At 45.0% G+C, this 14,484-nt stretch carries 17 protein-coding genes; 11 read left to right on the top strand and 6 right to left on the bottom strand.

The window, feature by feature from the left end:
- The first annotated feature begins 83 nt into the window (after positions 1-83).
- The 5 genes from HW988_RS08185 to HW988_RS08165 all read left to right on the top strand — a co-directional run bounded on the left by HW988_RS08185 (position 84) and on the right by HW988_RS08165 (position 5,620).
- The gene (locus tag HW988_RS08185) at positions 84-563 is read left to right on the top strand and encodes a hypothetical protein (RefSeq protein ID WP_181607107.1); all 480 of its coding nucleotides are present in this window, start codon (positions 84-86) and stop codon (positions 561-563) included.
- Positions 563-1,342 (top strand): hypothetical protein, encoded by a 780-nt coding sequence (locus tag HW988_RS08180; protein ID WP_181607106.1) that lies wholly within the window; start codon positions 563-565, stop codon positions 1,340-1,342. The genes HW988_RS08185 and HW988_RS08180 overlap by 1 nt, the downstream gene beginning before the upstream one ends.
- Before the next feature lie 76 nt (positions 1,343-1,418).
- Positions 1,419-3,644 carry a hypothetical protein gene (locus tag HW988_RS08175; RefSeq protein WP_181607104.1) on the top strand — a complete coding sequence of 742 codons (2,226 nt, stop codon included), beginning with the start codon at positions 1,419-1,421 and terminating at the stop codon, positions 3,642-3,644.
- A gap of 93 nt (positions 3,645-3,737) precedes the next feature.
- The gene (kdsA, locus tag HW988_RS08170; protein ID WP_181607102.1) at positions 3,738-4,592 is read left to right on the top strand and encodes a 3-deoxy-8-phosphooctulonate synthase; all 855 of its coding nucleotides are present in this window, start codon (positions 3,738-3,740) and stop codon (positions 4,590-4,592) included.
- Between the two features lie 107 nt (positions 4,593-4,699).
- Positions 4,700-5,620, top strand: a complete 921-nt coding sequence (locus HW988_RS08165) for a trypsin-like serine protease (RefSeq protein ID WP_181607100.1) — start codon at positions 4,700-4,702, stop codon at positions 5,618-5,620.
- A gap of 46 nt (positions 5,621-5,666) precedes the next feature.
- Here HW988_RS08165 and HW988_RS08160 read toward each other — a convergent pair whose 3' ends face one another.
- Positions 5,667-6,041, bottom strand: coding sequence for a hypothetical protein (locus HW988_RS08160; RefSeq protein ID WP_181607099.1), 375 nt, complete (start codon positions 6,039-6,041; stop codon positions 5,667-5,669).
- 225 nt (positions 6,042-6,266) lie between these two features.
- Between HW988_RS08160 and HW988_RS08155 the strand changes: the two genes are divergently transcribed.
- The 5 genes from HW988_RS08155 (at position 6,267) to HW988_RS08135 (ending at position 10,014) form a co-directional block, all read left to right on the top strand.
- Positions 6,267-7,202 carry a trypsin-like serine protease gene (locus tag HW988_RS08155; RefSeq protein ID WP_181607098.1) on the top strand — a complete coding sequence of 312 codons (936 nt, stop codon included), beginning with the start codon at positions 6,267-6,269 and terminating at the stop codon, positions 7,200-7,202.
- A gap of 282 nt (positions 7,203-7,484) precedes the next feature.
- Positions 7,485-8,084 carry an LA_2272 family surface repeat-containing protein gene (locus HW988_RS08150; protein ID WP_181607096.1) on the top strand — a complete coding sequence of 200 codons (600 nt, stop codon included), beginning with the start codon at positions 7,485-7,487 and terminating at the stop codon, positions 8,082-8,084.
- 148 nt (positions 8,085-8,232) lie between these two features.
- Positions 8,233-8,886, top strand: coding sequence for a transglycosylase domain-containing protein (locus HW988_RS08145; protein ID WP_181607095.1), 654 nt, complete (start codon positions 8,233-8,235; stop codon positions 8,884-8,886).
- Complete coding sequence (locus HW988_RS08140) at positions 8,883-9,416, top strand: GNAT family N-acetyltransferase (RefSeq protein WP_181607094.1); 534 nt, start codon at positions 8,883-8,885, stop codon at positions 9,414-9,416. The genes HW988_RS08145 and HW988_RS08140 overlap by 4 nt, the downstream gene beginning before the upstream one ends.
- 175 nt (positions 9,417-9,591) lie before the next feature.
- Positions 9,592-10,014: a hypothetical protein gene (locus HW988_RS08135; RefSeq protein ID WP_181607093.1), complete on the top strand. Its 423-nt coding sequence runs from the start codon at positions 9,592-9,594 to the stop codon at positions 10,012-10,014.
- A gap of 21 nt (positions 10,015-10,035) precedes the next feature.
- Here the strand turns inward: HW988_RS08135 and HW988_RS08130 are convergent, their stop codons facing one another.
- Positions 10,036-10,743, bottom strand: coding sequence for a YoaK family protein (locus HW988_RS08130; RefSeq protein ID WP_255490274.1), 708 nt, complete (start codon positions 10,741-10,743; stop codon positions 10,036-10,038).
- A 474-nt stretch (positions 10,744-11,217) separates the two neighbouring features.
- On the opposite strand from HW988_RS08130, the gene HW988_RS08125 reads away from it, so the two are divergent.
- Complete coding sequence (locus HW988_RS08125; protein WP_220128832.1) at positions 11,218-11,982, top strand: ABC transporter substrate-binding protein; 765 nt, start codon at positions 11,218-11,220, stop codon at positions 11,980-11,982.
- Between the two features lie 18 nt (positions 11,983-12,000).
- Here HW988_RS08125 and HW988_RS08120 read toward each other — a convergent pair whose 3' ends face one another.
- The 4 genes from HW988_RS08120 to HW988_RS08105 form a co-directional block, all read right to left on the bottom strand.
- Positions 12,001-12,885 (bottom strand): IS1 family transposase, encoded by an 885-nt coding sequence (locus HW988_RS08120; protein WP_181607087.1) that lies wholly within the window; start codon positions 12,883-12,885, stop codon positions 12,001-12,003.
- A 69-nt stretch (positions 12,886-12,954) separates the two neighbouring features.
- On the bottom strand, positions 12,955-13,374 hold the full coding sequence (locus HW988_RS08115; RefSeq protein WP_181607085.1) for an EamA family transporter: 420 nt from the start codon (positions 13,372-13,374) through the stop codon (positions 12,955-12,957).
- Between the two features lie 74 nt (positions 13,375-13,448).
- Entirely contained in the window at positions 13,449-14,075 is a 627-nt protein-coding gene (locus HW988_RS08110; RefSeq protein WP_255490273.1) for a MerR family transcriptional regulator, read from the bottom strand.
- Positions 14,044-14,379, bottom strand: a complete 336-nt coding sequence (locus tag HW988_RS08105; RefSeq protein WP_142702159.1) for an integration host factor subunit alpha — start codon at positions 14,377-14,379, stop codon at positions 14,044-14,046. The genes HW988_RS08110 and HW988_RS08105 overlap by 32 nt, the downstream gene beginning before the upstream one ends.
- Between the last annotated feature and the right edge of the window lie 105 nt (positions 14,380-14,484).

Here is a 14,484-nt window from a genome sequence, read left to right as displayed (position 1 = left end):
TATTTTTGATTTCAGAATCTCCTCCTTGTTTACTTGTCAAAGATGCTATCAATGGTCTAGCCTTATTTCTATGGAAAAGTGCGATGACTAAAAGAGCCGAACTCACTATTATTTTATCTTGCACGGCAATTTTTTTTATCTGTTTTTCTGTGCATCCGTTATTTCCAGTACAGCGATATCCGCTCTTTGCTGATGCACCTTTATCCTACGAGACGTACTTGATCACGACTCCAGAAGGCCTTGAACTTCTACCTCAATCATTCAATCTGCAAAACACTTACGATGGTGATCCAACTTATTCAGTGGGTCGACACCCCACCACAGCATATAAATGGAGTCACATCTTAAGTGTTGCCGAACTTCAGGAGCACTTCAAATCACCTCGTTCGGGAGTGATCTCGCAATTTCCGGTCCTTTGCATAACCCGCACAATCTGGGGCACTCAACCTGACAAAACTTTTGGCGCAGTCTCCACAGAAAGTTTAACCTGGGCAAACCAGCAGCTTACTGCAGATCAGAATATGGTTAAATCCATGTGCGGCCAAAGCGCTGGAGGAGAATAATGAAGTGGCCCACCAATGAAAAGTATTTTGAAGGCTTTCGCGTTCTAACGATCCTATCAGCGATCGCTCTTTTGTTTGATCAACTTTTCATTCCTTGGCGTTCAGATGGCGAAATACGCGTTGTCTCCTTCGCAGGATGGTTGCCAGAGAACATCATGAGTTCTCACCCTCTATTTCAAGCCATCACCCTGGCCGCTATTCTTAGCGCAATACTATGGCTGTTTAAGTTTAAACCCCGACTTGCCTCAGTATTAACAATCATTCTTTTCATCTTCTCGACATCCCTTTATTTGCAAAACGAACCCTTTGGCGATCATCGCCAGTCGGTATTTTGCTTACTCCTGATGGCTCTTGCTGCCCGTGAATATCGACTGTTAGTGAACTATTTTTTTCAGGTGGCTGCATCCATCACAGTTTCATTTTATTTTTTAGCGGGTTGGGAAAAAATATTTTTTTCAGGGCTATCGTGGGTTAACGGCACGAGTCTTCAGATATTTGTCCATTACACCGGCCGCGGGAAGTCCTTGCTGCGCGATCTGATTTTACAGAATGTTGACGTCGCGCGATTTCTGCAGGCAGGAATTTTATTATTAGAGTGCGGTTCTTTCTTACTATTCGGCCCCCGCTGGCTGCGACGTATTTGGATACTAGGACTTATCGGGTTTCACATCGGCATCGAAGAAATTTTTGGGTATCGATACTTCCTGCATCTATTTGTAGTGTTGTATCTTTTCGCGCTTCCAGAATGGGTGAAGGAATCAAATGATAAAACTGCGTAATGCTCAAATAGAATTTCTTTATTTAATATGGTTTGGCGTTCCCGTCTTACTTTATCAAATTCTTATCTCGAGGATTTTGACTCAAGTTTTTGGCAGTCTGTTTTTTATTCAGCTCTTTTTAATTGCAGTGGCTTACTTAGGAACGGCTTTAGGTTCTTACTTAAGTCTTCGTTTAAAACTGAACCTTGCAAAGAGCCACAGCCTTATGTTCGGGCTCATTTTGATCCTTATAGGATTCGACCAGGCAAGCTCGGAACTTTTAAGCTTCCCTGCCATCAGCCTTATTTTTGGATTTATTTTATTTTTTGCGATCTCTTTTATTTCCTCCCTCTTGTTGCCACTTTATTTCGAAGAACAAAGAAACAGAGGCGCCGAAGAGGTCTCAGCTTTTAATAAAATCTATTTCTATTTTCATTTATTGGTAGTTGCCGCATTGGTTTTCATGGAACTAGGTATTTTGCATACCTGGGGACTCAGCAAGATTTTACTGTCTTTAGCTGCCATGGAGTGGATTTGGGCCATGTATTGGTGGAAGCATTCCAACGCTCCCGTTTCAAAATTTTCCGCGGGTTCTATCAAAGATGATTTGCAACACTTCCCGTCGCTATTATTGCCGCTGTTTGCTTTTTCGGTGGTGAGCGGAATAATACAATCCATACTCTATCGCCAAATTCAGAATGTTCTGGCTCCGTTGGCATTTCACTATTCCCTTTACCTGGCGGCCTTAATCTTAAGTTGGGCCATGGCCAGCCTGTGGTTTCGCGGCAAGAGCGGATACGAACTATTAAATTGGAATAGTTTTAAAAAACATTCGGCAATTCTAATCCTGTCGTTACTTGTCTGGAGTCTTTCGTGGCCCGTATTTTGGGCCGCCTTTATGGAACTCATTCCGTGGCCTGACAGCGCAGCCGCCACGTTCCTCCAAAGGTCTTTGTTTTGCGTGGGCTTAATACTTCCCACGGGCTTTTTCTTTGGCAGCCTTCTTCCTTTGATTAAAAGGGAGAATAACCAAATTCCACTGGGAACGTATCTTGCCGTGAACTGCAGTGGAAATGCCGTGGGGATCTTGTTGTTTATTTCGATCCTGTTCGAGGCAACAGGTATATTTCAGTTGTGGACCTTATTAGGTTTGCTTTGCTTGATCTTTGCAAACAAAGAAAAAAAAATGCGCTTTCTGACTGCAGGGGTTAGCCTTGTTTTGTGCACGCTGACTTACTTTTTAACCACGAACTTCTCGTGGTCTTTAGGCAGTTATTCCCATAGAAGTCTCTCCCGTTGGGTTAAAGACAGCCGCAGCGTGACTGATGTCAAAGTTTTCAAGCACAACTCCAGTGAAGTAAATTTTGTCGAATTGGATCATTCGCATAAACTTATGATTATGAATGGCCACCATTCGATCAACCTTCCGTCATGGAGATCATACTCCCCCGCGGATACCTTCATGGGCCTCACCCCTTTATCTTATATAAACAAACACGGCAATGCACTCGTCATTGGCTTAGGAACAGGGACTACGGTTATGGGTGCTGCGGAACTGTTCTCGCACGTGGATGTTGTCGACTTGGATCCAACGATGCTAAAGGTTTTGGACTTCATGCCTCTGGTCGCTGAAAAAGTTAAATCTAAGAACGTTAAATTCACAGAAGCAGATGGACTGACTTTTCTACGTACACGGAAACTGAGCTATGATCTTATAATCAACAACGTTCCGTCTCCGGTTTACTTTGCGGCAGCAAAACTGTGGAGCCGAGAAGCCCTTGAAAGTGTCTACAACTCTTTGGCAGACGATGGCATCTTCGCCCAGTGGCTGGATGGGGAGCTCAGCCTGGAAAGCGTAAACATTCTTCTCCAGACATCTCAAGACCTGTTTAAACATTGTGATATGTTTTATCTACAGTTTAATTTCTATAGCTTAGTCTGCAGCAAGGGCGACCACCCTTTGACCTTGCATGAACATCCCCCAGCTGCTGCAAATTTAATGCAGACAGATACTAAAAGTTATGCGGATTTTTTTGAAGCCCTGCGATTCCCGGCCGTAAATACCACGCCACAAAATATAAATGCCCCGATGAACACCCTGGACCAGCCGTATATGGATGTTTTGGTTGCACGGCGCCCTCCCGGCTGGGTCGGTGATCAAACCCGGGACAATATCGTTCAGTATTTTAAACTTTACGAGCAAGTCGACCAAGAGGCGGCTTTAAAGTCCCCTGCCATCGATAAAAAGTGCCGTATATTCAGCAATTGGATATTCCACAAAGAGTTCAAAGACAAAGGAGAGCCCTGCTCGCGCATCTTTTAAAGACGCCTTGCAAAACCCTCAGGTTTGTTGATTTGCGCCGTTTTCAAAAATGGTGTTAAAATCCGTGGAAAATCACTTCCAGAAGGCATCTTCATGCAAAATAAAATCGTAAAAATTGGCAATATTGAAGTCGGCAACAACAAACCTTTCGTGCTTTTCGCAGGCATGAACGTTCTTGAAAGCCGCGATTTGGCGATGCAAGTTTGTGAGCATTTCGTAAAGCTGACAGACCGTCTGCACATACCTTATGTATTTAAATCCTCTTTCGATAAAGCCAACCGCTCTTCCATCCATTCTTACCGTGGACCAGGAATGGAAGAAGGCCTTAAAATTTTCGCTGAACTTAAAAGCACTTTCGGCGTGAAGGTGATCACTGACGTTCATGAAGTGGCCCAGGCAAAAACAGTGGCTGAAGTCGCGGATGTGATTCAATTGCCAGCGTTCCTAGCTCGCCAAACAGATTTGGTGGAAGCGATGGCTCGCACGGGTGCAGTCATCAACGTGAAAAAACCCCAATTCCTAAGCCCCTCACAAATGGGCAACATCGTTGAAAAAATCGAAGAGTGCGGTAACGACAAAGTGATCCTGTGCGAGCGCGGCTCTTGTTTTGGTTACGACAATTTGGTTGTCGACACTTTGGGCTTTAATATCATGAAGAAAGTTTCTAAAGGTGCACCCGTTATTCTGGATGCAACCCACGCACTTCAGTTCCGTGACCCAGGTGGTGCTGCCTCTGCGGGTCGCCGTGGTCAGGTGGCCGAACTTTCTCGCGCAGGCCTGGCAGTGGGTCTTGCGGGTCTATTCATTGAAGCTCATCCAGATCCAGCAAAAGCCAAATGCGATGGCCCTTCGGCATTGCCTTTGGCTAAAGCGGAGCCATTCCTGCAACAGATGAAAGCGATCGATGACCTCGTCAAAGCCTTCCCGATTTTGGATACTGAATCCTAATCGAAAACGATAAAAAATAATTTATTGCGGGTCTTTAATTTTTCTTGCAAATGCGTGGGGGTTCTATAAAAGGAGCCCCCATACTTTTTTATTGCGAGGACACTGAGTTGAAAGTTTTAAGCTCTCTATTTTTGACTGTTGCATTGATCACTGCTGGTTGCGGATCATCTGTAAATTCTAACAATTTGACTGCTAAAAACAGCAACTCAATCATCGGTGGTCAATTGGTGAAAGAGGGCACTGCTCTCGCTCAAAGCGTTGTTGGTATTTATGACGATAACGAAGGTTACACTTGCACCGGCTCTTTACTTCCCGGAAATCTGGTTCTAACAGCCGCTCATTGCATCGGTAAAAAAACGTCCGGCGTTTACATCGTCTTCCACCCTGACATGGAATCCATCCTGAACATGGGTAATAATTTCAAAAACTCCCCGGCCGTCCGCCAAGTTGTAAAGATGCAAGCCAACGATGACTGGAATCCAGGCCAAGCCAACGCAGCCTTCCCTGGTAACGACGTCGGTCTTATGATGTACGAAGGGGAAACTCCGAAAGGCTACCAAACTGCAAAGATCCTTACGGACCCTGCCGCTTTGAAAACGGGCGCGACAACAATTCTTGCTGGTTATGGTGTTGACTACGCAGAAGTGATCCCTGTTGATCCAAAGAAAACTAAAAACCTTCAAGACCTGATCGATAAAGGCGAAGTTTTCTGCAACAACGACGACGCACGTAAAGCTACTACCTGCATTCGTGAAGAGTTGAGCGGTCCAGCGATTTTGAAAGCAGTGACTGTGAAAATCAAGTACAGCCCGAATGATGGCGAAGTGATTCTGGATCAAACCGACGGCAAAGCGGCTTGCTCTGGTGACTCTGGCGGCCCGGCTTACATTCAAGTAGGCGACGAAGTTCAACTTTGGGGTGTCACAAGCCGTAGCGGCATTGGCTGCAATAACGACATCATTTACATGAACATCCTGCACTATGCGACTTGGATCAAAGACACTGCAAAATCTTTTGGAGTGAAATAAAAAAGGCGGCTCACGAGCCGCCTTTTCTTTTGTTGGAATATGCTTCTTAAGGTTTTAACAGGAAAATTTCAGTCTCTTTACTCTGCTTATCTTGCACCTTAATTTTCACGTCTTTCTTTGGTTCTAGTTTATCTTTAAACTGATATCCACCGCTCGCGACCGACACCAAATCCAACTGTCGCGCCATCCCTTCGGCATCCGTTGTTTCAGCTGAAACCGTGTAACGAGACGAGCTCAGACCTTTTAAGGTCTTACCAACAGCAGAGACTCGCACCGTTCTTGAACCCGCATCAAAATCGATGGCAAACAAACGGCCCTGTCGGGGTACGATGGTGTTTTCAAAATACGGCCCGGGATCCTGCGCTCCCGATGTGCTCATCAACATAAAAACGATTGCAAAGAGGCTTATAGCTGTTTTCATAGGGACTCCTCACTACTTTTTTGATTCTCGAGCATCCGGGAACGAGGGGCAAACCCTTTGTAACGAAGCCTGCCATTCCCAGCCTAACTAACAGTATTAACACGGTTTTCTACTCCCCCTGTTGAGGCATTCGACAGTTTTCGTGCGTCCTTAGTAAAATTTTTGGGGGGCTGGTAAACACCTGAATTAACGCTAAAATACCACTTTACCGAAGGAATGTTTCTTATGAAGCTTGCCGGAATATTGGCGTTCACAATTATGATTTCAGCTGTGGCTTGCACACCCGCGAAAGATCGCGAATTGAAAGCCACGGGCGATGCTATCATCGGTGGGACTCTGGTTAAAAAGGACTCCCGCATCGCCAAAAGCACCGTCGGTATTTATGATGTAAATATCGGGGCCGTCTGTACGGGCATCCTTTTAGAGAACAATATCGTCGTTACCGCAGCTCACTGCGTGCAACCCGATGATGTCAGAGAAACCTTCATCGTATTTTCTCCTGACATGGAGTCTCTGCTGACGGACTACGATAAGATCCGCAAATCTCCTCTGACTCGCAGAGCAAGTGCAGGCGTTATCAATGACAAATACAAAAATGTTTCTGAACTTGCAGAGCCGAACCAACCCACTCACGACATCGCGCTTTTGAAATTCAATGGCACCATCCCCAAAGGTTATATGCCAGCGCAGATTCTGAATAACGCCACTTTATTAAAAGAAGGATCCGCGACTTTGATTGCTGGCTATGGAGTTGAGACAGACAACCTGGTGGAAGTCGATACGAAACAAACGCCCCCTGATGAGCTGCAAGCTCTGGTGAATGACGGCGTGGTTATTTGTGATTTTGATATGGAGCTTAAGGAAACTCGTTGCTTCACTGAAGAAATGGATGGCCCCGCAGTTTTAAAATCCACTTCTGTGAATATCGGAAGTTTTCCCAATGCCTTTGAGGCGATCTTGCTTCACGACAAACAGCACGGTCCTTGCTCTGGTGACTCCGGGGGACCTGCCTTTATCAAATCCGGCTCTGACTATTTTGTATGGGGACTTACCAGCCGCAGCGAAATGGGTTGTGCGACATCGACCGTCTACACGAATATCGTGTCGTATCGCTCGTGGATAAAAACAGAATCCGCAGCTTTGCTTAAAAAGAAAAAATAGAACCCTAAGATCCCACCAGCGAGGTGCTGCGGAAATCAGTTTGCTGTCGAATACGGTTCTTGAGCCTGCGATTTCACTTTATAAAAAGCACGGATTTCAAACGGTGCATTTAGGCGCCCATCCCGATTATGAGAGATGCAATATTGAAATGAAACTTTCCCTCGAGTAGTGACCTCAAATGCTCCAGTGGTTTCCACAACACTGGCAATTGTCCAGATACCAAAGTCTTGATCTTTGTCGAATATTTGCGGCAATGCACACTCTGTTTCTAGAATGGTGGATATGAAAAAAAATATCCTTCTCTCCCTCATTTTCGCTATCGTTTGCTCCGCCTCTGTAAGCTTTGCCGCGGTAACTCCGATTTCCGTGGCAATTGCGCCACCCGTTCAATTTCCTCCTCAGGATTTTTCCATTACCGGGATTCGCTTGAGTGCTCTGTGGGGCCACCATCGTGATGTATATGGTTTGGATTTTGGGGTACTGGGCAATATCACTGATCAAGACTTCGTTGGTATTGGTATAGCAGGTGGTTTCAATGCCACTTATGGCTCAACAAATATCATAGGGCTCCAATTGGCGGGTTTGGGAAACTATAATCAACAAAAGACAAATGTCGTGGGGTTGCAGGCTGCTATCATCAGTAACATCAACGTCGCTGAAAGTAATGTCTATGGCGTGCAGTTAGCGGTCACGAACCTTAGCACGAACACTTCGGTTTATGGTGCTCAGCTGGGCGTGTATAATCGTGCAAAATCAGTTTATGGCATTCAGTTAGGGTTGGTAAACATCACTGACAATCTTCATGGGTTGCAAATTGGTCTAGTTAACTTCAATAACACCGGCGTTTTCAAAGTCTCTCCGATCCTCAATGTAGGTTTCTAACTCTAGAAAACTCACGTTAGCCTCTCCTGTCGTTGATTCTTCTCGCCCAACGACAGCGAGGTGTTTCATAGGAAATTATTTTTCTTAAAGGCTATATATTTCCCGGTTGCTTTGCTATTCTCCTCTTATCTCGGAGCGTGCTTACAACATGAGATCACTTAAGTTCACGGTGACATTTTTTTTAGTTGGTTCCCTGTTTCTGGCGGCAGCAATGTCCTTTTTTGCGCTGATAGAATACCGTCGGGTCAGTAAAAATTTGGACCGCGCGATGGCATTCAAGCCTCATCCCTACGTCTCTTATGCCCAGTTGCCACCCGTTCTCGTAAAAATTATCAATGAGGTGGAATACCCTCAGTCCGCGATGTGTAACGAGTGGTCGGGACTCGAGCGCACTTTTTCAGACACTCCCCAATTGCACCCTGACTGTGCCCTGACTTGGGAGTTGATCAAAATTCTGATGCCGGCAGGTAGTCAGGGAAGCTTCATCAAAATGTATGAAGATCAATTGGCTTTCATCCGTTTATTTTTAAAGTACAGTTATAACGATCAGATTGAACAATTGATCAATCGTTATTCCTTTGGAATGATTGAAGGTAAGGAATTAAGTGGTTATCAAAACGCGAGCCCTTATTATTTCAAAAAGAGTCTGCAAGAGTTGAATATAGAGCAACTTGCAGGTTTGGTTATTATCGGGCGCAATCCGCCATACTTCACTCCTTGGGAGGGTAATAAAATGTACCTGCGCCAAAGAACATTCCTTTTAAATATCATTCGTCCACCGGACTCTCCTGCATATCTATGAAAACGCCCCGGTTAAATCTTCGCCGCTTCAATTTAAATGATTTTGCCAATATGCGGGAGCTAGAAGCCAATCCCGATGTGATGTGCAATAGCCCTCACCGCTTTCCGCTAACTGATGAAAGAATCCAGGAACGACTGCAGGCGATGATCAACAATGAACCCTCCCGCGCTCCGCTAGGAATCTGGGCCGCGGAACTGACTGAGGGTTCTGACTTTGTCGGTTGGTTTATGCTTCTGCAACGGGATCTGCCGTTCGTGGAGCTGGGGTTTATGATCGTGCAAAGACATTGGGGGCAAGGATACACGGCCGAAGCCTGCCAAAGACTGATTCACCTGGCGCTCGTGGAGTTGAACTATCCGGGACTGAGTGCGGTCACGGATGCTGAAAATAATCAGTCCATCCGTGTGTTGCAAAAATCAGGATTCGGCTTTGTAAAGCAGTACTCGCAGTTCGACAAAGTCTTACAAAAAGATGTTCTATTAAATCTCTATGAGCTCACTCGCGATTCTTATCAATCACGGCACCAATAATAAAATAGAACCGCGCTCCCGCGAGATATCGCCTCTGATTTAAGAATTACCGATCATGAAGAAAATACTATTCAAAATGAGCATAGTAACTTGATAAGTGCCTATTGGACGTCGCCGTCTCATTTTTCTATAAGACCACGAATTCGAAACACACATTCAACTTAAAGGTGCCCTCATGAAAATATTTATTTCTGCTATTATCTTTACTTTGTCTTTCGCATCGATCAGCGAAGCCAAATCTTTAACTTGTCAGTCTTTCCAGGCAATTGACGGATGGAAAGGCACTGCCACTCATGATTTCGCTCTTTTGACAGCGACGGTCTCTGCAAATAACGAATTGGCCTCTGCAAAACTTTCCGGCGCTGTTTTGACCTCTGCAGGTACGTCGACTCCAGACACGGGCTTCACCTCTAAAAGCCCTCGCTATCAAGACTACACACGCTTTAGTGCCTTAGAGGACGCTTGGTGCTGGTACTCACCGTTTCTTCCAAAACAGCTGGCAACACTTCCGGAAGGAACTGTCTTTACAGGTTTTGTAAACAGAACTTGTGAAAATGGGTCTTCAACAAATATCGCGATGAAATGCGTGATTGAGTAGTTTATAACAGAAACAGGTTGTCTAAGCGGCAGCCTGTCGTTTTCGTGGAGTGATGATCTGAAAATAGATCATGGAAACAAGCAAAATCCCTGTCGTGAATGCAGGAATCAAGAACCCCCAAAAGCCTGCGACTGGATAAACGAATCCTGCCAAAACCGAGCCCAACACGAACATCGTGATGATTCCCAAGCGCATAGAAGTCGCTTTGTATTCATTTTCAACGAATTCGGTATGTTCAGAACCCAGAGTACTTTTATTGAAAATTCGAACCAAACCGATTCCAAGATCAGTGGTGATACCGGTTAAGTGAGTCGTGCGCACCACCGAGCGTGATACACTGGTGATCGTGCCGTTCTGAACGCCGCAGGTAAAGCACAACAAAATCAAAAGCAAATAACCGTTACGCGATTCCTCGAGGGAAGCGCCAAAGGGGCCAAACCACCCCAACCAACCACCCAATGTGGCGATCAAAATCAATACCAGCATCACGGCATAGGCGATATAATATTTAGGTTTTTTATGAAGCTTTAGGCGAATGTCGACCAGATATCCACTCACCATGGCGCCGAACAGAAAGAACAGAGGAACGATTAACATCCCCCACGCGTGACCACGATCTTTCTGACTGTATTCATAACCAAAGAAAGTCGCAAAGCCCGTCACATGGGACACAAAGCGATGGCAGGCCATAAAGCCGCCCATATTCAACACGCCTGCTTGAAATGCCATCAGCATCCAAGTCAGGATATTACTGCGAGTATAATGGGAAATCGATTCATTACCGTAAAGCACCTCTAGATTATTCGCCTAGAGACGCTGGATGTCCAATCCAATTGTTAATCAACTGGATGGGGATTTAATGGGATAGGAGTTCCGCAGGAACAATCGACCAGCCACCTGTGGAATCACAAGGCTCATAATGCATAGAGGCGGGTCGCCAAAAAACCTGCAAAGCAATAAAGATACGAGGTCCTTGAAAATAGCGAACCTGCATGTTGTGTTTCGTTCCTTGAGTTAATTGAACTGACTGATCTGAGCAAGAGGATATGCAGTGCACTCAAATTAGACGTCTTATACTGAAACAAAAGCTGCTTTTATTGTACAAACTCAGGGACACAATTAATCATTGCTCTCGGCATTGACATTCAGTTCCTGCAAAGATCGAATGATTCGTGTTATAACGCCCCCTAAGAAGGATATAAAGTGCGGCTCAACAACTTTTCGTTTCTGCTGATTTTATTTGCTGTGTCTCTGATTCATGAAACAACAGCTGGTGCCGTAGCGACTCCACCTTTAACACTTTTAACTGAAGAATGGCCACCCTTTAACTACACCGAAAAAGGTGAACTTAAAGGCTTTGCTACGGAAGTCGTAAAACTGATTCAGAAAGAACTCAACACCAATTACGTCGTCGAGCTATATCCTTCAGCCCGTGGAATGAATACCTTCGAAAATCGAAGCAACGTGATGTTTTTTTCTTTCATCCAAACTCCGGACCGTAAACACAAGTTTAAATGGATCGGGCCCTTTGGAGAACAATCCATTTATTTTTTCAAAAAGAAAGGCAATCCAATAATAATTGAAACCTTGGAAGACGCAAAAAAAGTCCGCCGAATTTGCTGCCGTGACCAAGGATTTGTATTTAATTTTCTAAAAAGTTCCGGCTTTAAAAATCTCGATGTGGGAGTAAATCCTGAAGGGATCTATCTGAAAACAATCCACGGCCGCTGCGACCTATCGATTGGCGAAGATTCTTGGGGTGTGGCTTACTGGCTTAAAAAATCCAATCTCCCGCCGGACGCCTTGCAAAAAACTTCCGTAAAAATCAGTAGTTCTCCGCTTTATATCGCTGCAAGTTTGGACATTCCCGATCAGGAAATACAGCGATGGCAAAAGGCCCTCGACAAAGTGAAGGCTTCAACCGACTATCAAAAAATAAACCTAAAATACAAAGATCACGACCTGTAAGAGTCAGAAACTGGCCCCTCACTGTGTGGCGGCTAACCTTTTATTATGCCTCAAAGCATACAGAGCAATATGCCCGGCAAGCTCGCCGGGCTTTTTCGTTGTACACCAAGTCTTTCGAATCAATCGATTTATATTTGCCCGCAACATCGCACAAGTATGGTTCAATGAAAAAATCGGATCCCATTTTAATTTCTTAAGCTCACCCTGACCGACAACCGCACCTCGACCTCCCAACACGGTATCATGTCGCGCATTTGGAAAATATCTTTTCACATCAGCCGGATAAGACGGGTTTGAGTCGGAGCGAATCACCGCACAAGACTGAACGAACTCTGTCATTTCTGACAGCAACTTCTTCCGTGAATCAGGTCGATGATCGGATCGGTGACCATATTTCTTCCTCGAATAAGCTGCAATGAGGCCTTTCGCAGGCATTTGGGCCACCTCAAATCCCAGAATCCTCCTGGTTTTGTACTCCACCATTAATGTCACCGAAAGAGGTTTGCATTTGGTGTGTTCAAAGGTTTCTAGGTCATCGAACTCAACTTCAGCGCTTTTAGGAAATTTCTTATTCCAAGCACGGAGTTCTTGTTTAGCTGTCGCCGCAGCAAAGCGAAACTTTCGCACAACTGTCTTACGATTGATTTTCAGGACGCGAGCGATCTCGCGCTGACTCATTTCCCCGGTAAGAAGATCTTTGATAAGTGTGTTGAGGTGTCGTTTCTTTTGTCCCTTCGCACGACTGCTGGTGGCGGCAGAAAAACTTTTTCCGCAACGAAAGCACCAGAGTCTGGAAAGATATTGGCCGTCTGATTTGCGATAGTAAGTTCCGATCTTACGAATAGTCCGAGCGGCGTTTTTAGGGTCTCTTTGTTGATGGCAATAAGGGCATTTGAATTTCATGCCCTATATGGTGAGCAAGCTATAAGCCAGGATGATCTGCTCATCCCGGCACATCATAAGGGGGCAGTTTTAAAAAGCTAAAACCAAAGAGCCTATAGCAATCATCCCGGCACCTACGGCTGTTTTCAACGTCAGTTTTTCACCCAAGAAAATCAAAGCCAGGATAATCACAAACACCACACTGAGCTTATCTATCGGAGCAACCTTCGAGGCTGGCCCCAATTGCAAAGCACGATAATAACAAAGCCAAGAAAGCCCGGTTGCGATTCCAGATAAGATCAAGAACACATAAGTCTTAGTAGAAATAGAATCCGCCCGCTGCCATTCTCCACGAAAACTGATCAAAGCAGCCGCAACCAACAAGATCACAATTGTACGAATGAAAGTCGCCAGATTTGAATTTACGCCCTCGACGCCGATCTTACCCAAGATCGCCGTTAGTGCCGCAAACACAGCAGAGCCTATTGCATATATAAGCCAGTTATTCACAAACTCTCCGGGTGTGATTTAAGTGCGAATTCAGAAAAGAAAAAGGGCTTCGTTTCCGAAGCCCTTTTTTTGATTTACATAAACATTCCGCGGAGTTTGCGGATATCCATCAACAATCCCTCGACCATTTCATTTACATTGTCGAGCTTGTGATAGACCTGACTCATGTCTTTTTCTTTACGAACATGAGCTTTCAATTCCTTCATCGCATTTCTTGCGCCTTCGATCGAGAAACGATCACGGTGCAAAAGTTTACGAATCAGAAGAGCATTCTCAACATCTTTACGCGTGTACATGCGTTGGTTGTTGGAAGCTTTTTTGGGTTTTAGAACATCAAACTCAGTTTCCCAGTACCGAAGAACATACTGTTTAATTCCTAAAATCTCGGCCACATCGCCGATTTTAAAAGCCATTTTATTGGGAATCGCTTTGATCTCATCCATCAGCTTATCATCACAAAGCATCGCAGGGATTGAGATTTGCTGAGTTTGTGCAGTCTCCGCAGAAACCGCTGTAGATTCCGCTTCGACGAACTCTAGATGTTGATCACCCAAAGACAACTCAGAACTATCAAAGCTCATTTGTTGTTCGTCGGACTGATCCACGATCGGAGTCATCGGATACTCCATACGCTCACTGTGTGATGCCGTTGTCGTATCAGCTTCAGGACTATTCATCGTCGCCGTAGTCGTCATCGTCATCTTCATCATCCTTGAGATGTTCGTACTCTTCACCATTCAACATTGCCTTCAACACTTGTGAAGGACGGAATGTTAGAACGCGACGAGCAGAGATTTTGATTTGTTCGCCCGTTTGCGGATTACGACCGATACGTTCGTTTTTCCCACGCACGACGAAATTTCCAAATCCAGAAATCTTAACTTTATCGCCATTTTGCAAAACATGCTTCAAGGTATCGAAGCACAGTTCAACCAGTTCAGAAGCTTCCTTTTTAGAGAAACCGATCTTCTGGTAGACGTTTTCGACGATATCGGCCTTCGTCACAGTTGATTTACCCAAGTTTTGGCCAGCCATTGTGATCCTTCACTTTTCCTGCCGCGAATATCTTCGCGGGCTTAATTAACTAAAGCGTAACAAGCATCTGAAAAC

The sequence above is a fragment of the Bdellovibrio sp. KM01 genome (genome assembly GCF_013752535.1).
Classification (GTDB): domain Bacteria; phylum Bdellovibrionota; class Bdellovibrionia; order Bdellovibrionales; family Bdellovibrionaceae; genus Bdellovibrio.
This window is presented reverse-complemented; position numbering and strand designations above follow the sequence as displayed.